A 24,622-nucleotide genomic window follows, 5' to 3' on the forward strand; every position below is an offset into this window, starting at 1 on the left:
TTAATTCATGAAAGGGGAAAAAAGATTATCCTCTCGATTTAAAATAGCCCAATAGTTTTGTCACGTAGCTTTCATCAACTCTGGTGTTTACTGTTCCAGAACCGCATCTGCTAAACGTTTCCTTAAAATATTTCATTTTTTCCTGATAGTATTTTTCATATCCCAGACGCACCGCTTTTGAACCGGTGTTGACCAATAAGGTCTCTCCTGTTTCGGCATCCAGCATATTAACCATCCCGATATTCGGCATTTTTTCTTCCCTTACATCATAAACACGTATTCCGGTAAGGTCGTGTTTTTTTCCTGCAATTTTCAGCGTATGCTCATAATTATCATCTGCCATAAAATCAGAAATCACAAAAACGATAGCTTTCTTTTTCATGACTCCAGATAAAAACCGTAAGGCCTGAGAAAGGTTAGTCTTATGGCTTTTCGGTTTGAATTCTATCAGTTCACGGATGATTCTCAAAACGTGTGATCTTCCTTTTTTAGGCGGAATAAACAATTCTATTTCATCCGAAAATAAAATCAAGCCTATTTTATCATTATTCTGCGTTGCAGAAAAAGCCATGGTTGCGGCTATTTCAGTAACGATATCTTTTTTAAAACCGTTTTGCGTTCCAAAGCTTTCCGAACCGCTGACGTCTACCATAAGCATCATGGTCAGTTCGCGTTCTTCTTCGAAAACCTTGATATAGGGCTCATTATATCTTGCCGTAACATTCCAGTCAATAGCACGCACATCGTCTCCAAATTGGTACTGACGAACTTCGCTAAACGTCATCCCTCGCCCTTTGAACGATGTATGATATTCACCCGAAAAAATATGATCGCTCAATCTTCGGGTCTTGATTTCTATTTTCCGTACTTTCTTGAGTAATTCCTTTGTATCCATTTTTGTGAGTTGATAATTTTTAGTGGACAATGACAATGGATAGTTTTTAGTGGATAGTGGATAGTTAGTTTGAACTATCGATAAACTATCAACTATTCACTGTCAACTATCAACTTTCTAAGGTACTTCAACTTCGTTTACGATTTTGTTTATGATATCAACAGAAGTTACGTTTTCGGCTTCTGCTTCATACGTAATTCCAATTCTGTGGCGAAGTACATCGTGAACAACAGCACGTACGTCTTCAGGAATTACATAACCTCTGCGTTTGATGAAGGCATAACATTTAGCTGCATTAGCCAAATTGATACTTCCACGAGGCGACGCTCCAAAACTGATTAATGGTTTCAGGCTTTCCAGTTTGTATTTTTCCGGATAACGGGTTGCGAAAATAATATCCAGGATGTATTTTTCGATTTTCTCATCCATATATACTTCACGAACCGCTTCCTGAGCACGAAGAATCTGGTCTGTAGAAACAACCGCATTTACTTTTTCATAAGATCCTTTCAGGTTCTGGCGGATGACCATTCTTTCTTCGTCGATTTTTGGATAATCGATAACTGTTTTCAACATAAAACGGTCTACCTGAGCTTCCGGCAACGGATAAGTTCCTTCCTGCTCTACTGGGTTTTGTGTAGCCAATACTAAAAATGGCTTATCTAACTTGAAAGTAGTATCTCCAATTGTAACTTGTTTTTCCTGCATGGCTTCAAGCAATGCCGACTGCACTTTTGCAGGAGCACGGTTGATCTCATCTGCCAAAACGAAATTAGCGAAGATTGGCCCTTTCTTGATTGAAAATGCGTTGTCTTTAATATTATAGATCATGGTACCTACAACGTCGGCAGGAAGTAAATCCGGAGTAAACTGGATACGACTGAAAGATCCTTGAACTGCTTGCGAAAGTGTATTAATCGCTAATGTTTTTGCCAATCCGGGAACACCTTCCAGCAAAATATGTCCTTGTCCCAAAAGCCCAATCAATAAACGCTCCACCATGTGTTTCTGACCTACGATGACTTTATTCATCTCCATCATCAGCAAGTCGATAAAAGCACTTTCTCTTTCTATTTTTTCATTAATTGCTCTAATGTCTAATGCAGTAGCATTTTCTTCCATAATCTAAAATTTAAAAGCCGTGAAATTAGTATTTAATTTTAACAGTGCAAATTGAAAATTTATTTAAATGCAAGTTGTTAACGTTACGTTAAAATATGGTTGAATGCCTTGGTTTTAAGGATGATTTATGATTTTGTTTTCATAAATTTAAAATCTCAAAACTAATCATCGTGAAAACAACATTATCTCCCATTATTGCGGGAACTATGAGCTGGGGAGTCTGGGACAAAAATCTCACAACTTCTGAAATGGCGAACCTGATACACGTTTGCTCTGAAAATAAAATCACAACTTTTGATCATGCCGATATTTATGGCGGCTATACGACTGAGGCTGAGTTTGGAAAAGCTTTTTCCGAAAGCAAGATTGACAGGAAAAAAATACAGCTGATTTCAAAATGCGGTATACAACATGTGCTTGGAAACAGGAATAATAAGATCAAGCATTATGACTACTCGAAAGAGTATATTATCTGGTCTGTAGAAAATTCGCTGAAAAATTTACATTCAGATTATCTGGATGTTTTCTTGCTTCACCGTCCAAGTCCGCTTATGAATGCCGATGAAATTGCAGAAGCTGTAGAAAAATTAAAATCGGAAGGAAAAATTCTTGATTTCGGACTGTCTAATTTTACGCCTTCACAAACGGATCTGATCCGTTCCAAAACAGAAGTCAGCTATAACCAGGTACAGTTTTCTGCAACCGACTTTAAAGCTATGACTGACGGAAGTCTCGACCATATGCAGGTACATAACATTCGTCCTATGGCATGGAATCCGCTTGGAACTGTTTTCAGAGAAAAGACTGACCAGACCCGACGTTTAAAAACGCTTTTGGCTGAATTGGTTGGAAAATACCATGTAGGTTCAGATACTATACTATTGTCATGGGTATTGCAACATCCAGCTAAAGTCATTCCGATTGCAGGAACTGTGAATGTTTCCAGAATCCAGCAACTTTATAAGGCAACCGAATTCAAATTAGAAAATGAAGAATGGTTTGCTATCTGGACGGAAAGCATGGGAACCAAAGTGCCTTAAAAGTCAACTATTATAGGATGAATTATAAATTCTGACAAGAAATTAATGAAAACAGTATTAATAACAGGTGCTACCAGCGGCATAGGAAGAGCTACGGCTATTGAGTTGGCAAAACACAATTTCAAATTGATTCTCTGCGGAAGACGAGAAGATCGTTTGGCTGAGTTACAAATTGAACTGGAACACCGCACCAAAGTACACACGCTTAATTTTGACGTAAGAAAGAAAAAAGCCGTACAAGAATCTATCGATTCGCTGCCCAAAGAATTTGCTGAGATCGATATCCTTATCAATAATGCAGGAAATGCACATGGCCTTGATCCTATTCAAAATGGCGACCTGGAAGATTGGGACGCTATGATAGACATCAATATCAAAGGGCTTTTGTATGTTTCGAATGCCGTTATCCCGAAAATGGTTGAAAGAAGAAGCGGCCATATTATCAACATTGGGTCGACAGCCGCAAAAGAAGTCTATCCAAACGGAAATGTGTATTGCGCCACAAAACATGCTGTTGATGCTATCAATCAGGGCATGCGAATGGACCTCAACCAATACGGCATACGGGTTGGTGGTATTCATCCGGGCATGGTAGAAACCGAATTTTCGCAAGTACGCTTTAAAGGCGATGCGGAAAGAGCTTCTAATGTTTACAAAGGTTTTGAACCTTTAAAACCGGAAGACATAGCCGATATTATACGATTTGTAATTACGAGGCCTTATCATGTCAACATTGCCGACCTGATGGTAATGTCGACGGCGCAGGCTTCCTCAACCATAGTAAACCGTATACTCTAAATTGATGCATGGCCGGGTTTTGGTTCGAAGAACTAAAAACCCGGCCTTTTAACTTTCTATTCCATGATCAACAAGCGCCTGCTCATAAAAAACCTACTTGCTCATAATGACGAGAGCAGCTTTTATGACAAAAAGCGACAGTTGAATCTCCATACCCGGGAAGGCAAAGGCAAGTTTTTAAAACACATTTGCGCTTTGTCAAATTCCAATCCCGCTAATAACTCCTATATTGTTGTGGGTGTTGAAGATCATGACAATGAAATTATAGGTGACGATTTTTTTGACGACAGCAGAATCCAGAACCTTGTTAATGCATTTCTGGAAAATCCGCCAAAAATCCAATACGAGAATGTCCCTTTTCCAAATCTTCCAAAAGATAAAGTCATTGGACTGGTAACCATCAAACCTAGCAAGAAAGTTTCTTTTTTCAAAAAAGGAATTCATACCATCCTGGCTAAATCCATATTTATACGCATTGGGAGTAACTCTGTCCCCGTTGATGAAATTCCAAGTGATATTGGCCGAAACTACCAAAATGTAGAAACCGTTATCAGCATTGAAAACAATTCCCGGAACAGTATCGAGCATACTTTGGAAGGCGTTATCGATTTCATGAACAACCGACATAAGGATATGTCACCAAAGTACAAAGTCTTCAAAGAGCTGTTTGTGGTTTGCTGGGCCGGACATAAGAAAAAGGTTAAAGACATGACTTATCTTTCCCGTGTTGACATCGAGCTGGTTAATGAACAGGTCAAACTTTTTTATTCGGCATTGGATGAAGTTTCTATTGAATACGACAACCATACTTTTTCCATAACAGAATACCTGTCATTAGGGTTAAACGATAAGACCACTTATTATCCGTTAGAAAAACAGACTATCTCCTTTTATGACAACGGTTATTATAAAATCGAAACGCTGTTTCTGTTTGAACCTCCACAATACAATCGTAAAATGCTTTTCCATATCTACAATTCTAATCTGTCCCTACTTTCTAAACTAGACAAAGGGCTTTTCCTCTCTGAAAGAGAAAAAAAGGATTTGGAAAATCTTCCCTCTACTTTTATGATTTGCTACCTCAACGGTTTTGAAGAAGCAAAACAAAAACTTATTGACGCCAAACCTTTGCTGAAAAGTTTTGAGAATCCTACGGTTTATGTCAGTTTTAAGGAAGCCATGCGTATTTTGCGAAAGATGAAATACGACACATCACTTGATTGACATTGACATTGAGAATTTAAACGCAAGATTGTCATTAAATTCAGGATGCGAATAGGCTCCATAACGGTAATAGACACCAAACCCAAGACCGAGATAGGCAACATTCATATAATTAAGCTTCAAGATATTGTCAATCTGCAAACCTGTTTCTGTAAAAATCTTATCTTTTGTCTTGAAACCGATGAGCTGATGGGCGCCTTTATCAGACAAATTTCCCCAACCAAAATTATTATGCCAGGTCACGCCAGGTTGGAATTTGCCCGTTTTGAAAAGCAAACCACCAAAATTGTGCGAAAGAAATAAGTTGGCATAACTATTCGATAAAAACTCATACGGACGCAGTGTTTGGAAAGTGTTTTTCATAATAATCGCTGATTTGCTATCATAACTTCCTTCACCTGTAAACAAAAGTCCGTAGGGAAGCGGCTTATCTATAAAACCAGCTTCCAAACGATAATCCGTCTGTCCAAAATTCTTTGTAAAAAAGGACTGTTGCACGCTAGCTTCAACTCGATTGTAATCAAAATCACTATCTATAAAATCCTTGATTCCTTTGGTATATGCCAAATTAAAGACCGGATATTTTGTACCCATGGAATAGCGCTGGTTCATGCTGTTTATAAATTTTTCTTTGTAGGCAAACCGTAGATGAAATGTCAGGTCAGATGTTGTATAATTACGAAAATCCCGATTTCCATCGTGGAAAAGATATTCATATTTAGGTGTAATTTTCGTATGGTTGAAATCGACTTTGAATTTTAAATACCGCATTGTCCTAAAGCTAAAATTCAGGTTGTTTTGTCGGATCATGTCGTATTGGTAGCCAATATAGTTTCTGAAATTATAAAGACTCGGCTCATAGGTATTCAAACCATAATTTCCGGTTTCCATCAGGTTTTGCTGGTGCTTTGCCCCCACAATCATTTCGTTTTCTTTGGAAATTCTATATAGTATTTCGCCTCCATATTTCCAATCATGATCTTCCATTCCGTATCCGAAAAAACCACCCAAAGTCAAATCCTTGAAAAGCTTTTCATTGGTATAAAAACCGGTCCCTAATCTTAATTTTTCGTATTTATTATAGCTAAATGTTTTTGACAAGTCGATGTCGATTGGACCAACAGGAATACGTCCTTGTGCAAATTTCTCCATAAACGTCAAGAAGCCGTCAAAATTGGCTTTCTTCCCAATGCTGTCAATAACCCTGTATGTTGTTATTTCGGCACTGTTCAGTTTTTCGGCACGCGAACTATCCCAAAAGAGGCTATCTTTTTTTGCGGCTTCCGGATCCATGCGGATGGCTTCTAATGAAAATTCTTTTTTGTTTAGCGGTATATCGACTTCAACCTGATCGATATAGCTTTTCCCATCGATAATCATTCCGATGGTTTTCGATGGAAATTCATTAAAAATCAGCGCATAGTTGAGCTGCTGCGGAAACCAGTATTTATTGTCTACAAAAACATACTGCTGTTGTATCCTGATGTCTATTTTTCCTTTCTCGAAAGGCGAAGCGATAACATTCTGCACCGCATATTTATTGGTATTGATATACAAAAAGCCTTTTAGTCCATCAAAATTTTTGTTTGCCTGTGGCCGGAATGACAAGATATACACCGTGTCTTTTTGCTGATAGAGTGTATCTTCAATACGGAATTTGTATTTCTTCAAGCTTCCCTTACTAATCGGGTTCAGGTAATTGATATTAAACAACTTAATATTGTCTTTGTAAAAAGAAAAGGGTTGAAAATCGGTTGCTAACGAAGCAAAGGTTGGATTTTGGAATCCTGAAACTTTAGTGCCAATTACAACTTCTTCGCTAATATCGGGTTTTATGAATTTTCTATTTGTTACCGACTCCATCATAAAAAGGTGACTTCCTTTTAGTTTTTGCCGGATTACCAAACTGTCTTTTTTATCGGGCGAATCCGACTTAAAATCATAAATCAGTTTGTTATAACATCTGTATTTAAAGGAATTGATGTTTTCCGGATTATTGGATTCTTTGTTGGCAATTACTTTCCGCATTATAGCATTGGCAGGATTCTCTCCTGATTCAATGACGACTTCGTTTAAATCAAATTTGGAGCGAACCATAGCAATTACTATCTCGCTGTCCTTTTTTAAAACCGGAGTAGAAAAATTCTCATATCCCATATAACTACAACTGATGCTGGAAATAGGCGATTGACTTTTATAGACAAAAACACCATCAATATCAGAAGACACACCCTGCCTGTTATCTCCATTAATGATAACCGAAGCAAAGGCAAGAGGTTCTTTGGTTTCTGAATCAATAATTTTTCCTTTTATGGTATTCTGACCGTATAAAATTGGCCCTATAAGCAATAAAAAAACAAGTTGGGGGTAAATTTTTTTCATAGCGTTTTTTAAAAAGTAAGAATTTTAAACCAAAAAATTTCTTTTTCAATCCTAATTAAACGCTAAAAGTCAATTATTCTTTTATATAATCAATTGTTTTTTATGATATTTGAGGGCAATACTTATAGAATGAACAGAACCTTAATTATTGGAGATATACATGGCGGATTAAAAGCCCTGCACCAAATCTTCAAAAGAGCCGACGTTACTACAAACGACACCCTGATTTTTCTTGGAGATTATGTAGACGGCTGGAGCGAATCGCCTGAAGTAATTGATTTTTTAATTGCTCTAAAAACCACACATAATTGCATCTTCCTAAGAGGAAACCATGACGACTTGCTGATGCACTGGCTTGAAGCTAAAAAAGACAATCCGCAGTGGTTCAATCATGGCGGGCGTCTGACTATGGAAAAATACAATTTGTTGTCGCCAGAAAAGAAACAGATTCATATCGATTTCCTAAAGACTTTAGAGAATTACCATCTGGACGAGCACAATCGCTTGTTTATTCATGCCGGATTTACCAACCTCAACGGGGTTACTTATGAGTATTTCCCAAAAATGTTTTATTGGGAACGTACTTTATGGGAAAATGCACTTTCGCTTGACAAGTCTATAGAAAAAGACAGTCCCTATTATCCAAAAAGATTCAATCTTTATTCGGAAATTTTTATAGGCCATACGCCGGTAACCCGAATTGGAGAAACCGTTCCTGTCAATAAGGCGAACATTTGGAATGTAGACACAGGCGCCGCATTTAAAGGCCCTTTGACGATTTTGGATATCAAAACAAAGGAGTTCTGGCAAAGCGATCCGGTTTATCAATTATATCCGGAAGAAAGTGGTCGAAATTAAATTGTTTCAAAAAATGCAAAAATCTCATATATTTGCATAAAATTTTTACTTATGAAGAAAATTATAACAATCGCTTTGCTTTTGAGTGCTTTTTTAGGAAATGCACAATCTTTTAGTGGAAAAGGCGACAAGAAATTCCAGGTCGGAGCCAACTTTCAGGATCATGCAACAGGAATCATGGCTACTTATGATTATGGAATCGGAGAAAACATGTCTATTGGTGGATATACAACTTATCTATTAGGTGTTGATGGAGACGGTTCCAAATTTGAAGACCGTTTCGATTTAAAAGCCCGTTTTAATGCCAACATCGGAAATGTTATGGGCTTGCCGGAAAACTTTGATATCTATCCTGGTTTGGATTTAGGATTAAGAAACTTTGGTGCTCATTTAGGAGGGCGTTATTTCTTCACGAATGGTTTCGGATTATTCACTGAATTTAGTGTTCCGATTGCAAAATATAAAAGCGATGTATTTGGCTATGATCGTCTGAATAACCAATTTGTTTTTCATGTTGGTGCTTCGTTCAATCTGTAATCACCACACATTATCATATTCAAAACCCGATTCCAATGGAATCGGGTTTTTTGTTTCTTGAATTCCGTAAAAAGAAAAAGTCCCGGTGGTATCGGGACTTTTTTATTCCGGTTGTAACGCGACAGTCACACTTCGGAATAACGTGACATGCAGCTGCTGTAATCATAACCAAACCTGAAGCAAAGATTGATAGTTTTTGCAGCTACTGTCAAATATAGTATCCGGGTTGAACTCGGCTACAAGGGAATCTTTTTCATAGCAATTACTATATAGACGCAAAAGATTTGAAAAGGTTGCTTCAGTTGCGTAAAAATTTTTAGCAATGTTATAAATAGGTTAAAATCAGTTAGTTTAAAAGATGCTGTAAAACATTCTTTGTAAATTAGATATACTAACTATCCTATAAAATGACACTTTCAGATCGTTATAATTCCATCAGAAAACACACAGAACATCTCTGCACTACGCTGAAGACTGAAGATTTTGTACCGCAGCCTGCCGATTTTGTCAGTCCTCCAAAATGGCATTTGGCGCATACTACATGGTTTTTTGAACAGTTTATCTTAAAAGAGCATTTGCCGGATTATAAAATCTTTGATGACGATTTCAGCTTCTTATTCAACAGCTATTACAATTTTGTGGGAAAACGCGTCTTCCGTGCCAATCGAGGAAACATTACCCGTCCGGGTGTGCAGGAAGTATTTGAATACCGTTCGTATGTAGATATGCATATGCAAATACTGTTACAACTCAAATCGGAAGAATTGAAAGACTTAATCGAACTGGGACTGAATCATGAACAGCAGCATCAGGAACTGCTCTTGACCGACATCAAATATATTCTTGGCAACAATCCTATTTTTCCAATATATGATGAAAATATCGATTGGGAAAAACAGGAAAATGAGGAATCCGGATTTGTAAAGCTTGAAGAAGGCATTTATGAAATAGGATTTGAAGGCGAAGGATTTTCTTTTGACAATGAGCATGGAAGACATAAGGTATACCTGCATGATTTTGAAATTTCAAAGTCGCTGGTTACTAATGTCGAATATCTGGAGTTTATCTCAGGTGGCGGCTATACAAATTTTGATTATTGGCTGGATGAAGGCTGGTCCTGGATTATCGAAAATAAAATCGAAGCTCCGCTGTATTGGCATAAAATTGATGGCATATGGCGCCATTATACTGTAAGCGGATTGGAAGAAATAAATCCTGACGCCATCCTCACACATATCAGTTTTTATGAAGCCGCTGCTTTTGCCTCTTGGAAAAAAATGCGACTTCCAACCGAATTCGAATGGGAAGCCGCATCCGACAAATTCAATTGGGGAAAACGTTGGGAATGGACAAACAGCGCTTATCTGCCGTATCCGTATTTTAAAAAACCGGAAGGCGCCATTGGAGAATACAACGGCAAATTCATGATTAACCAGATGGTGCTTCGCGGCGCCTCTTGCGCAACACCGACTCACCATAGCCGAAAAACATACAGAAACTTTTTTCATGCCCAGGAACGATGGCAATTCAATGGCATTCGTCTCGCAAAATAACTGCTTATGAACACTGCACAACCAATCCATTATACCGCTTTTGCAGAAGATGTCCTAGAAGGACTGACCGCAAAAAAGAAACATTTGTCTTCCAAATATTTTTATGACGATAGCGGAAGTCAAATTTTTCGACAGATTATGAAAATGCCGGAATATTATCCAACTAATTGTGAATTGGAAATCTTATCCTGGCAATCGGATGCTATTCTGGATAAGATTGCTTTTAATGGAAATTTCAATATCGTAGAATTTGGTTCTGGTGATGGTACAAAAACAAAACAGCTGCTCAGTACTTTCTTAAATAAAAATGCTGATTTCACTTATATGCCAATTGATATTTCAGAGGAAGCCATATTGATTCTGGAAGAAAGCATGCTTGCTGCATTGCCTAACCTAAAAACAGAATCTAAGATTGGCGATTATTTTGATGTTCTTGAAGATATAGCCAAAGAAGATACTCCAAACTTATTTCTATTTCTGGGAGGCAACATTGGTAATTATAAAAAAGGAGACGCTTTTAGATTGCTTCAAATGTTTGCTTCGGGAATGAAAAAAGGAGACAAATTATTACTTGGCATCGACCTACAGAAAAGCCCGAGGATTATCCAGAATGCGTATGACGATCCGCATGGAATTACCAAGGCGTTTAACATGAACCTGCTTCACCGAATCAATCGGGAGCTGGATGCCAATATTGCTATAGATCAATTTGATTTTTATTGCCATTACAACCCTGAAAACGGCGAAGTCAACAGTTATTTGTACAGCCTGACCAAACAGCAGTTTTATAGCCGGGTGCTAAACAAATCGTTTACTTTCGAAAAAAACGAAACCATTTGGACAGAACTTTCTAAAAAATACAGCTTTGCAGAAATTGAAGAATTGGCAAGCCGGTTGAATTTTAAAGTAGTCGAAAACTTTTTAGACAGCAAGCAGTATTTTACAGATAGTTTGTGGGAAAAATAAAAAGCAGACTCGTTTTTTCTTCTCCTATGAGCTATAGTATTTGCTATTAGTCAATCTGTAGGTACCGTTGGTCAAATATTTTTCAAAAAAAGCAATAATCTTTACTTCTTTGCATATTCTATAATTTAACGAAGCAAGATTATCTTTGCCTTTCCACATGAAAAAAAATTCTCAATACAAGCATTGGCTATTTATAAGTGTCTTTTGGTGCGCATTAGGCTTTGCCATCTGGTCACAGATGATTCAAAATTTTAGTTTCTTGCATGCTGTCTACCAAGCACTGCTTTTCATAGTATTTTCTGTTACTATAGCTCATACGCTTAGCGATTTTTTGCTACCTAAAGCTTTGAATAAAGGTAAGATGGGCTTTTTTGTGGCCCAGTTTATTTTTATGGTATTTCTACTGGCGGGATGTCTCGCATTGACATCTGTTTTGTTTGCAGATTATGAAATACGAGGTATGTATCCTCAATCCAAATTGCCGGTTTTAGAGCATTTCTGGTTCCGTTTTTATACTGCAATTCCGGCTGCTTTATTAATTAACGGTACGGCCTGTGGCCTGCGTTTTTATCAGGAACATGGCATAATGGAGAAAAAGCATGCGCTGTTAAAGCAAAATCATTTGGAAGCCCAACTCAAGATATTGCAGGATCAAATCAACCCACACCTGATGTTTAATGTGCTTAACCATATCCATATCCTTATGCAGCGCAATGTGCCTCTTGCATCTGAACTGCTCATCAAATTTTCGGATATTCTCCGTTACCAATTGTATCAGTCCAATCGAGAATATGTGATGTTGGATGCTGAAATCAAGTATTTAAAAGATCTTGTTGGGATTGAGCAGGTACGTTGGGGAAATGAACTGGATGTGGATTGCCGATGGGAAATCCAAAACGGCAGCCTACAGATTACACCATTGCTGTTGATGCCGCTGGTAGAAAATGCTTTTAAGCACGTTTCAAGGCTTCCTCATGAAAATGGCTATGTAAATCTGGTGTGCAGACAAGAAGGACATAATCTAATGCTGAAAATAGAGAATTCCTATACAGAACAGTATAAACCATCATCACACGATCATGGACTCGGATTAGAGAATGTGCGTAAGAGGCTTGATATTCAATATGCAGACCGTTATGATTTGTCTATTGAGAAAACGGAAGATACCTATACAATTATTCTTACTTTAGTACTCAATTGATATGAATATGAATCCGGAACTGCCTTCAAAAGTAATAATCAGGTGTCTCGTTGTTGACGATGAACCTTTGGCACGGCATAGCATTATCGATTTTATTGAAAAAGTAGATTTTTTGGAAGTTGTAGGTTCCTGCGCTTCTGCACTCGAAGCCTCAGAATATGTCCAAAACGGGCAGGTTGATTTGCTGTTTCTGGATATTAATATGCCCTATCTTTCCGGTCTGGAATTTTTAGATTCTCTGGAGCGTCCTCCTATGGCCATTTTTACAACAGCCTATTCTGAACATGCTTTGGAAGGATATCGCCTTCAAATTGTAGACTATCTGCTAAAACCCATCACGTTTCAACGGTTTTATCAGGCTTCTTTAAAAGCACAGCAGTTGTTTTTATTAACTGCTTCAGCAAAACAGCCTGTTCCGGTTGATCCTTTTTTATATATCCGTCAAGGTGAAGGTTTCCAGAAAATATCCTGGACTGATATTCTTTACATCGAAGGAATGCAGAATTATGCAAAGTTGCATTTCAAAAACCAAATTTTGGTTATTCATCAGACTATGATATCGTTAGAAGAAACGCTTCCTAAAGAAAAGTTTTTCAGGATTCATAAATCCTTTCTGGTAAATATCGACCATATCGATTCTATAGCCGGCGGGCGTCTTTCTATTAACGGACAGCAACTACCCATTTCAAGAACACGCAGGGAAGCGCTCCTGAAAGAGGTAGTGTATAAAAACCTTCTGAGCCGATAATCTAAAACTTCCATTTTAAAGCTGCCGCACCATAAAACGTGGTCGTAAACTTTGGATTGGCCATGTCTTTTTCCTTAAAAATATCGCTAAGCTTCCTGTCATTTGTCTGGAAGGAACGTGTGAGTGTAGAGCCAGCTGTAAAATCAACTGTCCAATGTTCGCCTAATTTAAACTGAGGACGTATTCCTGCAATTACTTGTTGGTAGCCTAACAGTTTTGATTTTCCATCTCGAGAAACTTCGGCAGTCATACCATCCAATTCTACGACTGCTTTTAAGTCAAAATTAGGCGTAAATCTGTAGCCTATTTCGGCACCTTCAGGAAATGCTATCTTAAAATGCAAGGCAGTTTGGGTTTCCCAATTGAAATAAATCCCTGGCAATACCATAGGAACACCAAAAGCATTGGTCAATACCGGACCAAATCCGAAAGCCAAATTAGGCTTGAAATTTTTGATAAAAAGCACACCACCCTGTAGCAAAACATCATCGGTAGTAATCTGTTCCAAATCGGTATAAACACCAACGGATAAGGTTGCCATCATGGACCATTTGCCTCCAATTGGCCGGATGTGTTTTACTCCTATCTGCGCATTTAGCAATTCTGTAGGAAACAATTTCTCTTCATAATATTTGTTTTCCATAGCCGCATAGCTTCCCTGAACATACAGCGACCATAATTTTGGCTTGTTCTCATCAACCATTTTAAGAGAGAGCGGTATTTCCAAAGCCGCTTGTACTCTCTTAAAGTCGCTTTTGGAATCTGTCTTTACGCTATCTATTGGGCGTACATAATTGGAAAAAGGCACATAATCCGCCTTGACTTGTCCTGAAATACCCGTTTGTGCTTTGCTGATAATTGGTGCAAAAAATAGTACCAGATAAAAAACCTGTTTCTTCATGTCAAATTTATTTTTGTGCGAAGTACGCAGTTCAGTCATACATCAGGAAATTCATTTGACCAATGGCTTGGTTGTTTTGACGAAAGGTTTTTATTTCCGGAAATGTAAAATGATTATCGGGGAGTTTATACCAAATTTCCATTATTAGGAACTTTGCGGCTCTGCGCCTTTGCGAGCAATTATTTCACGCAAAGGCGCAGAGCCGCAAAGCAATAAAGACGTACACTTATTGGAGTTTGTTTTAGGCATAAGGTTGATATAATCAATTAATTTTAAACAAAAAAGTCCCGCTTTTCAGCGGGACTTTTATTATTTATAAAGAATATCTAAATCTTACAAATCGAACTTAATACCTTGTGCCAAAGGCAATTTGGTTGTATAGTTGATTGTATTGGTTTGTCTTCTCATGTATACTTTCCAAGCGTCAGAACCTGATTCACGTCCACCTCCAGTTTCTTTCTCACCACCAAACGCTCCACCAATTTCAGCACCTGAAGTTCCGATGTTTACGTTAGCAATTCCACAGTCAGAACCTGCAACAGAAAGGAATCTTTCTGCTTCACGCAAATTGTTTGTCATGATTGCAGAAGATAGTCCTTGTGCTACGCCATTTTGAAGGTCGATTGCATTTTCAACTTCTCCGGAATATTTCAACAGGTATAAAACAGGTGCAAATGTTTCGTGCTGTACGATTTCAAAAGAGTTATCTGCTTCAGCAATTGCTGGTTTTACATAACATCCGCTTTCATAACCTTCGCCAGAAAGAACGCCACCTTCAACGATAATTTTTCCGCCTTCAGCAACTACTTTTTCTAACGCTTTGTTGTACATTTCAACTGCATGCGTATCGATAAGCGGTCCAACGTGATTGTTTTGATCTAATGGGTTTCCTATTTTCAATTGTCCGTAAGCAGCAACGATTGCATCTCTTACTTTATCGTAAATACTTTCGTGGATAATTAAACGACGTGTTGAAGTACATCTTTGTCCTGCAGTTCCTACAGCCCCAAAAACAGCTCCGATAACTGTCATTTTGATATCTGCATCCGGAGTTACAATGATAGCATTGTTTCCTCCTAATTCTAATAATGATTTTCCTAAACGTCCTGCTACAGCCTGAGCTACGATTTTACCCATTCTTGTAGAACCTGTTGCAGAAACCAACGGAACACGAACGTCAGAAGTCATCCACTCACCTACTTTGTAGTTACCGTTGATCAAGCAAGAAATTCCTTCTGGAAGGTTATTTTCTTTCAAGACTTCTGCGATGATGTTTTGACAAGCAACACCGCATAATGGAGTTTTTTCAGATGGCTTCCAAACGCAAACATCACCTGCGATCCAAGCCAAAGCTGTATTCCAAGACCAAACGGCTACCGGGAAGTTGAACGCAGAAATGATTCCAACAACTCCTAAAGAGTGGTATTGCTCATACATTCTGTGTCCTGGACGCTCAGAGTGCATTGTCAATCCGTGCAACTGACGAGACAATCCTACAGCGAAGTCACAGATATCGATCATTTCCTGAACTTCTCCAAGACCTTCCTGTAATGATTTACCCATTTCATAGGAAACCAATTTACCCAGTGCATCTTTTTTCTCACGCAATTTTTGACCAAACTGACGAACAATTTCTCCACGTTGTGGCGCCGGCATTAATCGGAAAGTTTTGAAAGCTTCAGTTGCGCTTTTCATTACTCTTTCGTAATCTTCTTTAGTAGTAGTTTTTACTTTTCCGATCAGCTGACCGTCAACCGGAGAATAGCTTTCAATGATCTCGCCATTTGAAAACCAGCTGTTTCCTGTTGAAGTTCCTTCGTTAATTGCTGCCAAGCCCAATTGTTGCAAGGCTTCAGTCATTCCAAATTGATTTGCTATTGTTGCCATTTATAACTTTTTGATTGTAAATTGTATTATTTTTTGCGAAGTTATGATTTATAGGTGGATTTTGCGAATCAAAATGTTTTTTTAGCAATTGCCTTTCCTTTTCTTAAAGAATTAAAACAGATTTCGCTTCTTAAATATAAAGACGCCCAGAACCGAAATCAGTAACGACATGAGCAGGATAATCCAGAATCCCAGCGGACTTGCCTGAAGATTATTAGGCACATTCATTCCATACAAGCTTGCTACAAGTGTAGGGATCATCAGAATAATTGAAATGGAAGTCAGTCTTTTCATGATAACGTTCAGATTGTTCGAAATCACAGAAGCGTAGGCATCCATCATTCCGGTCAAGATATTACTGTATACATTGGTCGTTTCTTCTGCCTGACGCAATTCGATTTCCACGTCTTCAACCAGATCAGGATTAAGATCTGTTTTTTGGTTTTTTAGATTCTTGATTCTGTGGAATAGTATGTCATTACCTTTTAAAGATGTTATAAAAAACACCAAACATTTTTCAATCTGTAGCAGTGCCTGAAGTTCTTCGTTTTTGATTGATTTTTCTAAATTGCTTTCGGCCAATTTAATACGCTGGTTGATGTGTTTCAGGTATTTCTGATACCAAACGCTAGACGACAACAGTAATTTGAGCACTAAATCATAATGTGAAGCGATTGCTATTTTTTTACGTTGTGTGTACAACACAAAATCTTCAAGCATGTCGTTGGGCTGAAAGCATAAGGAAACAAAAACATCTTCATTAAAAATCAGTCCCAATGGTGCCGTATTAAACGGAAGCTTTTCGTCATTGCTTTTAAAAGGAATTCTTAGGATAATGAGATTCCAGCCGTTTTCGGTTTCAAGACGCGGACGCTCGTCAATATCTTCAATATCGTTATAAAAAGCTTCGGGAATTTTTAAATCTTCGAGAAGGTATTTGATTTCTTCTGCTGTTGGAGAAACCGCATTAATCCAGCAGCTTTCGTTTGGGTTTTGGGCAGGGATAAGCCCGTTGTCATTTTTGTAGAATGTGATCATAATGCAATGCTATTTCTAAGAACAGCCTGCAGGATGACATGCTGTCCTTAAATTAATAAAATGTTCTTCTGATAATAATCGTCCATTTTTTAAGGATAATTTTAAATGCGGCGCAAAGGTAGGGCATTAAAGGTAAAACTGTTATCTGAATTATGTTTTTTTTAGCACTACAAAAAAACCTCGCCGATTGGGCAAGGTTTATAGTTTTTGAGAGTACAAAAAATTATCTCTTTAATGTATATCTTTTATCGGCTTCCATAATGGTTCCGCATTTTGTACATGTCCTTAATGTTTTGGAATTGTAAAAATGCTGAAAATGCGGCAAGAAGTCTTTTTCAATATCGTTGAGTTCAAAATAAACATCATACAATTTATGGTTGCAATTGTCGCAGAACCAAAGTAGTCCATCCGTATAACCTTTTCCTGCTCTTTTTCTTTCGATAACCAGACCTATAGAGCCTGCCGAACGAACCGGAGAGTGAGGCGTTTTTGCCGGATGAAGATACATATCTCCGGCGTGGAGTTCCATTTCCTTGCGTTCGCCGTCTTCCTGAATGATTACTTTTATACTGCCTTCAAGCTGATAGAATAATTCTTCCGTTTCATTATAATGGTAGTCTTTACGGGCATTGGGTCCGGCTACTATCATTACGATATAATCTTCTGAATCTACATAAATGTTTTTATTTCCAACAGGCGGTTTTAGCAGATGCCTGTTCTCTTCAATCCACTGATTGAGATTGAATGGTTTTGAAATTGCCATAGCTTTAATATTTCTACTAAATTACTAAAAATAAAAAAGGCTAGTGAAAAACTAGCCTTTAAAATTATTTTACTTCTTTTATCAGATACAGATACACCGGGAAGTGATCGCTGAATCCAACTTGTCCGTTGGAGTTTCTAAGCGGATATCCTTTGTATTGTCCTGTTGTTTGCGTAAGGAAAGGTTTGTTGTAAACTCCTGCTTTCCAGAAACGGTAGGAAGTATAGTCTTTTCTGATTAGTGGCTCTGAAAGGATCATCTGGTCGAATAAATCCCAAGCATCGCGGTATGCCAATGTCCCGATTCCTTTGTTGGCCATTTCTTCCATTGGATTATACATGCCTCTTTCTTTGGTTTCTTCTTTTTTGGCTTTCGCTCCTAATTCCACTTTAACGCTCTTGTTATATGGGCCGTCATTTAAGTCACCCATTGTAATGATTTTTGCGTTTGGATTGATATTATACAACGAATCGATAATCTTTCTGTTCAGTCTTCCAGCTGCCTCACGGTTTGGGCTTGACTTTTGCTCACCTCCTGAACGTGATGGCCAGTGGTTTACGATAAAGTGCATTTCTTCACCATCCAGCAAACCAGTCACCAACAATTGGTCACGAGTATAAATTCTTTTTGTCTTATCTGTCTGGTCGTAAATGATTAACGGAACATTAACTGAGCTCGTTGGCTTGAAATGCTTTTTTTGGTACAATAGCGCCACATCAATTCCCCTTTTGTCTGGAGAGTCATAATGAACAATCCCATAATCTTTGTTAATCAAAAGCGGCTGCTTTATCAAATCTTCAAGAACACCACGGTTTTCGATTTCAGAACCACCAATAATTACTGGAGATTCCTTCTGCTGGTCGCTGGTTCCTATTTCATTTAGGACTCTGCTAAGGTTTGCCAGTTTCTTCTTGTACTTCTCTCCTGTCCAATTTTGTGTACCTGTTGGGGTATACTCCTCATCATTCACATTTGCATTGTTGATCGTGTCAAACAAGTTCTCAAAGTTGTAGAACGCAATAGTTTGCACCTTAAACTTCTTGTCCTGAGCTTGCGCTACATTTATTGAAGATAATACAATGAAAAGGGCAATAAATTTTTTAATTCTCATAAATCCAATATTAATTAAATATGAAGTTTAACATAAACTTGGGAGCAAAAGTAAATAATATTAATTAATAATGTAACTTTGCCGCCGTTAAGAAATTGTATTTCTAACAAAAAGGGATTAATCATTAAATTTATTTATGAAAAAACTTGTAATTAGCATTTTATTTGTAATGCAAGTCGTTTTTGCTTTTGCTCAACAAGGCGCTCTAGTTAAGGGTAAGGTTGTTGATTCAAAAACACAAAAACCATTGCAAAATGTAGTAGCTACAATTCGAAACACAACATTGACCGCTTTGACAAATTCAGACGGTATATTTGTTTTCGAAAATGCGCCAAACGGCAGCCATCTTCTTGAAGTTTCAAGTTCTGGCTATTCTCGTCAAATCCTGTCTATTGACGTTGAGGGGCAACCTTTAGACTTGGGAGTTGTTGTTTTAGCAGAAGACATTACTTCTGAACAACAATTGAGTTTGATTACCATTACCGAAAACGATTTGGGTGATGACAACAGTGGTTCTGAAAGTACTTCAGGATTATTACAGGCAACAAGAGATGCTTTCCAGCAATCTGCAGCTTTCAACTGGGGCCAGGCTCGTTTCAGAATCAGAGGTTTAGACAATGAATACGGAACAACCATGATTAACGGTATCGTCATGAACAAAGTATATGACGGTAGACCACAATGGAGTAACTGGGGAGGTTTGAACGATGCTACTAGAAACCAGGAATTTACAATGGGTTCTGCTCCATCTGATTACACTTTCGGAGGTATCTTAGGAACTCAGGAAATCAATACAAGGGCTTCATTTTACAGACCTGGTACCAGAATCTCTTTCTCTGGAACCAATACAAACTATAGCTGGAGAATGATGGGAACTCATGCTTCAGGAATGAACAAAGACGGAATTGCTTATGTAATTTCTGCTTCAAGAAGATGGGCTCAGGAAGGTTACTTTGATGGAACTGACTACAGCGCTAACTCTTTCTTTGCAAGTATCGAAAAAAGATTTAATGATAAGCACAGCTTGAACTTTACATCAATCTATGCTCAAAACAGCAGAGGTAAAAACTCTCCAAACACAGCTGAAGTTAATAAAATAGCTGGAGAAAAATACAACTCTTACTGGGGATGGCAAGATGGCGAGAAAAGAAACTCAAGAGACAAAGATGTTGAAGAGCCTATTTTCATGCTAAGCCACTACTGGAAAATTACTGACAAGACGAATTTAAACACAAACGTTTCTTACCAATTTGGTAAAATCGGAAACAGCCGTCTTGATTTCCAAAACGTAAACAACCCTGATCCTACTTACTACAGAAATCTTCCTAGCTACTATACTTCAATGTATGATGGAAATACTTTCGTAGGTGATTCAGAAGCTAACGTTTTAGAAGCATCAAGAGCTCGTTTCTTGACTAACAGACAAATCGACTGGAGAGCTATGTATGCTGCTAACGGTAGAACTGCTGCAGGAAACAGTGTTTATGCACTTTATGAAGACAGAACAGATGATAAGACTTGGACTGCAAACTCTATCTTAAACACTCAGCTTTCTGACAACATCATCCTTAATGCTGGTGCGACTTACAGAAAACTAAAATCGCATAACTTCCAAAACATGCTTGACCTTCTTGGAGGACAGTATTTTAATGATATTGACAATTTCTATACTGGAGATTTCGCACAGTCTGACTTGAACAATCCAAACAGACAAGTAGGTGTGGGAGATACATATGGTTATAACTACAACTTGCTTGCTGATGTAGCTGATGCTTTCGCACAGTTTAAATTCAACTACAGCACATTTGATTTCTATCTTGCTCAATCATTCTCTCGTTCTCAATACCAAAGAGAAGGTCTATACAAAAACGGACTTTACGCAAGTAACTCTTTCGGAAAAAGCGACAAGATCATTTTTGAAAACTTTGGATTCAAAGGAGGTTTTACATATAAAATGACAGGAAGACAGATGTTTGATGTGAATGCAATCTACATGACTAAAGCGCCTTCATTGAGAAACACTTTCCCAAATGCACGTTTGAACAACATCATCGTTCCAGATATCGACAGCGAAAACATCATGAGTGTTGATGCAAGTTATATCATCAGAGCTCCTAAATTGAAAGCAAGATTGACAGGTTTCTATTCAACTATCAAAAATGCTACTGAAACTTCATTCTTCTTTGCTGAAGGAGTATTTGAAGGAGACGGATCAGATGCTAACGCTTTCGTTGCTGAAACAGTAACAAACATCAACAAGAAAAATATGGGTGTTGAATTGGGTATCGAATACCAAATCATACCAACATTAAAATTCACTGCTACCGGTACTTACGGACAGTATACTTATGACAACAATCCTACTGTAAGCATCAACAATGACGCTCTTGCAGCTCTTGTTCAAGAAGGTTCTGTAGCAAGCGTAGGTGCTCCAAACACACAAGTGAATTTTGGGCAAGCTAACTTGAAAAACTACCGTCTTCCAGGTATGCCACAACAAGCTTACTCTGTTGGTCTTGAGTATAGAGATCCTCACTTCTGGTGGATTGGTGCTAACGCAAACTACCTTGCAAGCAATTATTTAGATGTATCTGCGTTATTGAGAACACACAATTTCTTCGAAAACTCTGCAGATCCTTACGGAATGGATTTCCCATTCTCTGATATTGACCGTGAGAATGCAAGAAAATTGTTGAAACAAGAGAAATTTGATGATTTTTATTTAGTAAATTTAACTGGAGGAAAATCATGGAGAATCGATGGTAAGACTGTAGGATTCTTTGCAAGTATCAACAACGTGTTTGACCAGACTTACAAAACGGGTGGATTTGAACAAGCAAGAAATGCTAACTACCAAGAGTTGAACAGAGACGTTTCTAGCGGAACTCCTGCTTTTGCTCCTAAGTATTTCTATGGATACGGAAGAACTTATTTTGTAAACCTTTACATCAACTTCTAATAATTGCGTATTATGAAAATGAATAAGATAACAACATTATTATTCGCATCTCTTACGATGGGAATGATGTCAAGCTGTGTAAATGATGACGATACTACACTTCCTGAATATACTCCACTAATTTTTGGTGAAGATTTTTCCGGAGCTGCTGACAATACACTTTTTGAAAAAGAAGGATGGTTAAACTTTGCAGAAGCGGGTACTCCTCGTTGGACAAACCAAGTTTACAGCGGTAATGGTTATGCAGAATTCACATCTTATCAATCTGGCCAGACTTCTAACATAGCATGGTTAATTACACCAGGTATTAACCTTGATGCTCAGGAAGGTGAAAAATTAGTTTTCCAGACAGCTCAGGCTTTTGTTGACAATGCTGCCAACACAATTGAAGTATTGATTTCAACTGACTTTGACGGAACCAATGTTACTGCTGCTACATGGCAAACATTGAATGCTACTTTCCCGACAACTTCTGCTACTTACTACCAATTTATTAAATCAGGAGTAATTGATTTGTCAAGATTTACAGGAACTGCTCATATTGCATTCAAAGTAAAAGGAAATGGTACGACACTTGACGGTACATATCAAATTGATAATATTAGAGTTTACAACTAATTCTATTAAAAGTAAAAAAATGAAATCTATTATATTTAAATCTATATTTGTCTCAATGATTGCTGCCGGATTAATTTCTGGTTGTGCTAATGATGACAACTATGGCACGCCAAACTTGGATTGCGTTGATCCGGGATTGACGGCTACCAAAACTGTTCAGCAGATTATCGCAATGGCTTCGGGTACTCCAAAGCTATATGAAGACGATGATATCATTGAAGGATATGTTACTTCAAGCGACGAGAAAGGAACTTTCTTTAAAACTATTTCTATGCAAACGCTTCCTGAAACAGGAGCTCCAGTAGGATTCAGTATTGCTTTGAACGTTTCTTCAACTTTTGCAGAAGGATTTACGCCTGGAACTAAAGTTTACATCAAGCTAAAAGGTTTGTACTATGCAAATGTTTTCAACTCTTTGCAGATTGGTGCTCTATACCAAGGAACTCAGATTGGAAGAATCTCTGAAAACGTTTGGAGACAATCAATCTTCCCTTCTTGTACAAGAGTGAATGAGGATGATATGGTAAGAACAGTAACTCTTGCTCAAGCGTATACTAATGCTAACTTGAACACGCTTATCGAAATCAATGATGTACGTTTTGCAGATGGTTCTGTAGGAAGAAAGTATTATGATATTGATTCAGGCGGTGGTGCAACAAACCACTTTATCACGTCTGCAACTACAAGTAGTGCTTCTAACATTATCCGTTTTAGTAGCTTCGCTCCTTTTTCAGGAAACAGAGTTCCTTCTGGAAGCGGAAAAATCAGAGGTGTAATGACGAAATACAATTCTGACTTCCAATTCATCGTAAGATACGAAAGCGATATCCAATTGAGCGGTACAAGAAGCTTCAACTATTTAGGAAGCTTTACTGAAAACTTTGAAAGCTATGTTGCTAACCAAACTAGTTTCCCTAACTATTTCAACAAACCATTTCTTGGAACTAAAGTGTGGACTATCAAAACGACAGCTTCAAAATATCTTGAAATGACATCGTTTGGATCACCAAATGAAGATAACAAAACAATGTTCTTCATGCCGGTTGATATGACAGCTGCAAGCACTATGAGTTTCAAATATAAAGTTTCATTCCCGGTAGCAGGACATGCTCCTCTGAAAGTATATTATACAACGAATTACACTCCTGGTCAAGACATTAGAAATGCAAATCTTGTAGATATTACTTCAAGCTTTACCATTGGAACAAGCCAAACTTTTGTAAACGCTGGAACATTCAATATTCCTGCAGGTGTTACAGGAAACGGATTCTTCGTCTTTGAATATACTGGTTCTGGACTTTCAAACCCAAGACTTACAACAAACTTTGGTATCGACGATATCGTAGTTAACTAAGATAAAGGTTACATAAATAAAAAATCCCCGTTGATAACTCAACGGGGATTTTTATTTATAATGACTTCTCAGAAAAACCATTATAGCATCGTTTCATCATTATCGTGGTCATTTCCAGCGCTTATAGTATCTGTTTAATATACACCCATTAAATCGAAGCTTCATTCGCTTTTACAATCTCGTTCGCTTTCTACAAATTCCCGGAATATATTCTCACCAGGCATCTGTCAATTTCCTGACCTGTTTACGGCCAAAAAAGAATTGAGGCTACATCTTTAGCTAATTCAGGAAAAAGCCTCTAAAAAGGCTTATAAACGGCCTTATCCGTATTGTATTAATTAAAAAGAGTCCGCCCTCTAAAGGCAAACATAAAAAACAGAACTGTTTTATTGACAAAAATGCCTTAAAGCTAGCATCAATGAAATTAAAGCACATCTGAACCTAAAACAGTTTTTAAGGATTAGCCACAGATTAAAAATAATTAAGCAGATTTAGTGAATCCAATGCCAAACAAAAAAAGGTATGCAAAATTCATTTTATACATATTCGGAAGAATATGTTTTTGGTGTAAAGTTCTCGATAATCAAATGCCCTTCTTTCTCTCCTATTTCGTTCACAGAAAAACATCTCTAATTATTTGACTTATTCTCTTTAAAAACAAATTTCA

At 37.7% G+C, this 24,622-nt stretch carries 20 protein-coding genes; 12 read left to right on the plus strand and 8 right to left on the minus strand.

All coding sequences use genetic code 11. The features are described from left to right. Positions 1-25 precede the first annotated feature (25 nt). Positions 26-895: a DUF58 domain-containing protein gene (locus FJA49_RS02955; protein ID WP_139998697.1), complete on the minus strand. Its 870-nt coding sequence runs from the start codon at positions 893-895 to the stop codon at positions 26-28. 117 nt (positions 896-1,012) lie between these two features. Then, complete coding sequence (locus FJA49_RS02960) at positions 1,013-2,017, minus strand: AAA family ATPase (protein WP_139998699.1); 1,005 nt, start codon at positions 2,015-2,017, stop codon at positions 1,013-1,015. Between the two features lie 167 nt (positions 2,018-2,184). Here FJA49_RS02960 and FJA49_RS02965 point away from each other — a divergent pair, with 167 nt between their 5' ends. The 3 genes from FJA49_RS02965 to FJA49_RS02975 all read left to right on the plus strand — a co-directional run bounded on the left by FJA49_RS02965 (position 2,185) and on the right by FJA49_RS02975 (position 5,079). Beyond that, positions 2,185-3,057: an aldo/keto reductase gene (locus FJA49_RS02965; RefSeq protein ID WP_139998701.1), complete on the plus strand. Its 873-nt coding sequence runs from the start codon at positions 2,185-2,187 to the stop codon at positions 3,055-3,057. Between the two features lie 45 nt (positions 3,058-3,102). After that, positions 3,103-3,855, plus strand: a complete 753-nt coding sequence (locus tag FJA49_RS02970; protein ID WP_139998703.1) for an SDR family NAD(P)-dependent oxidoreductase — start codon at positions 3,103-3,105, stop codon at positions 3,853-3,855. 63 nt (positions 3,856-3,918) lie between these two features. After that, positions 3,919-5,079 (plus strand): ATP-binding protein, encoded by a 1,161-nt coding sequence (locus FJA49_RS02975; protein ID WP_139998705.1) that lies wholly within the window; start codon positions 3,919-3,921, stop codon positions 5,077-5,079. Here FJA49_RS02975 and FJA49_RS02980 read toward each other — a convergent pair. Further along, a complete protein-coding gene (locus FJA49_RS02980) occupies positions 5,068-7,461 on the minus strand; it encodes a DUF5686 family protein (protein WP_139998707.1) in 2,394 nt (797 codons plus the stop codon). The genes FJA49_RS02975 and FJA49_RS02980 overlap by 12 nt on opposite strands. Before the next feature lie 129 nt (positions 7,462-7,590). Here FJA49_RS02980 and FJA49_RS02985 point away from each other — a divergent pair, with 129 nt between their 5' ends. From FJA49_RS02985 to FJA49_RS03010, 6 genes are all read left to right on the plus strand, one after another. Beyond that, a complete protein-coding gene (locus FJA49_RS02985; protein WP_139998709.1) occupies positions 7,591-8,319 on the plus strand; it encodes a metallophosphoesterase family protein in 729 nt (242 codons plus the stop codon). A gap of 51 nt (positions 8,320-8,370) precedes the next feature. Beyond that, positions 8,371-8,856: a DUF6646 family protein gene (locus FJA49_RS02990; protein ID WP_139998711.1), complete on the plus strand. Its 486-nt coding sequence runs from the start codon at positions 8,371-8,373 to the stop codon at positions 8,854-8,856. Between the two features lie 407 nt (positions 8,857-9,263). Continuing rightward, positions 9,264-10,409 (plus strand): ergothioneine biosynthesis protein EgtB, encoded by a 1,146-nt coding sequence (gene egtB / locus FJA49_RS02995; RefSeq protein WP_139998713.1) that lies wholly within the window; start codon positions 9,264-9,266, stop codon positions 10,407-10,409. A gap of 6 nt (positions 10,410-10,415) precedes the next feature. Next, positions 10,416-11,375, plus strand: a complete 960-nt coding sequence (locus FJA49_RS03000) for an L-histidine N(alpha)-methyltransferase (protein ID WP_139998715.1) — start codon at positions 10,416-10,418, stop codon at positions 11,373-11,375. Between the two features lie 157 nt (positions 11,376-11,532). Beyond that, a complete protein-coding gene (locus FJA49_RS03005; protein ID WP_139998717.1) occupies positions 11,533-12,576 on the plus strand; it encodes a sensor histidine kinase in 1,044 nt (347 codons plus the stop codon). Between the two features lies 1 nt (position 12,577). Further along, complete coding sequence (locus tag FJA49_RS03010) at positions 12,578-13,324, plus strand: LytR/AlgR family response regulator transcription factor (protein WP_394344076.1); 747 nt, start codon at positions 12,578-12,580, stop codon at positions 13,322-13,324. 1 nt (position 13,325) lies between these two features. Here FJA49_RS03010 and FJA49_RS03015 read toward each other — a convergent pair whose 3' ends face one another. From FJA49_RS03015 to FJA49_RS03035, 5 genes are all read right to left on the minus strand, one after another. Next, positions 13,326-14,225, minus strand: a complete 900-nt coding sequence (locus FJA49_RS03015) for a DUF6268 family outer membrane beta-barrel protein (protein ID WP_139998721.1) — start codon at positions 14,223-14,225, stop codon at positions 13,326-13,328. A gap of 333 nt (positions 14,226-14,558) precedes the next feature. Next, on the minus strand, positions 14,559-16,112 hold the full coding sequence (gene amaB / locus FJA49_RS03020) for an L-piperidine-6-carboxylate dehydrogenase (RefSeq protein WP_139998723.1): 1,554 nt from the start codon (positions 16,110-16,112) through the stop codon (positions 14,559-14,561). Between the two features lie 111 nt (positions 16,113-16,223). Continuing rightward, on the minus strand, positions 16,224-17,150 hold the full coding sequence (locus FJA49_RS03025) for a magnesium transporter CorA family protein (protein WP_139998725.1): 927 nt from the start codon (positions 17,148-17,150) through the stop codon (positions 16,224-16,226). A 223-nt stretch (positions 17,151-17,373) separates the two neighbouring features. Beyond that, entirely contained in the window at positions 17,374-17,913 is a 540-nt protein-coding gene (locus tag FJA49_RS03030; RefSeq protein ID WP_139998727.1) for a 3-hydroxyanthranilate 3,4-dioxygenase, read from the minus strand. 64 nt (positions 17,914-17,977) lie between these two features. After that, positions 17,978-19,024 (minus strand): endonuclease/exonuclease/phosphatase family protein, encoded by a 1,047-nt coding sequence (locus FJA49_RS03035; RefSeq protein ID WP_139998729.1) that lies wholly within the window; start codon positions 19,022-19,024, stop codon positions 17,978-17,980. A gap of 136 nt (positions 19,025-19,160) precedes the next feature. Between FJA49_RS03035 and FJA49_RS03040 the strand changes: the two genes are divergently transcribed. Genes FJA49_RS03040 through FJA49_RS03050 form a run of 3 tightly spaced genes read left to right on the plus strand, consistent with a single transcriptional unit; the run spans position 19,161 to position 23,955 of the window. Further along, on the plus strand, positions 19,161-21,983 hold the full coding sequence (locus FJA49_RS03040) for a carboxypeptidase-like regulatory domain-containing protein (RefSeq protein WP_139998731.1): 2,823 nt from the start codon (positions 19,161-19,163) through the stop codon (positions 21,981-21,983). Between the two features lie 12 nt (positions 21,984-21,995). After that, complete coding sequence (locus FJA49_RS03045; RefSeq protein WP_139998733.1) at positions 21,996-22,601, plus strand: choice-of-anchor J domain-containing protein; 606 nt, start codon at positions 21,996-21,998, stop codon at positions 22,599-22,601. Between the two features lie 19 nt (positions 22,602-22,620). Beyond that, positions 22,621-23,955 (plus strand): DUF5689 domain-containing protein, encoded by a 1,335-nt coding sequence (locus tag FJA49_RS03050; protein WP_139998735.1) that lies wholly within the window; start codon positions 22,621-22,623, stop codon positions 23,953-23,955. Positions 23,956-24,622 lie beyond the last annotated feature (667 nt).

Origin of the sequence: Flavobacterium microcysteis (genome assembly GCF_006385255.1) — a bacterium.
Classification (GTDB): Bacteria; Bacteroidota; Bacteroidia; order Flavobacteriales; family Flavobacteriaceae; genus Flavobacterium; species Flavobacterium microcysteis.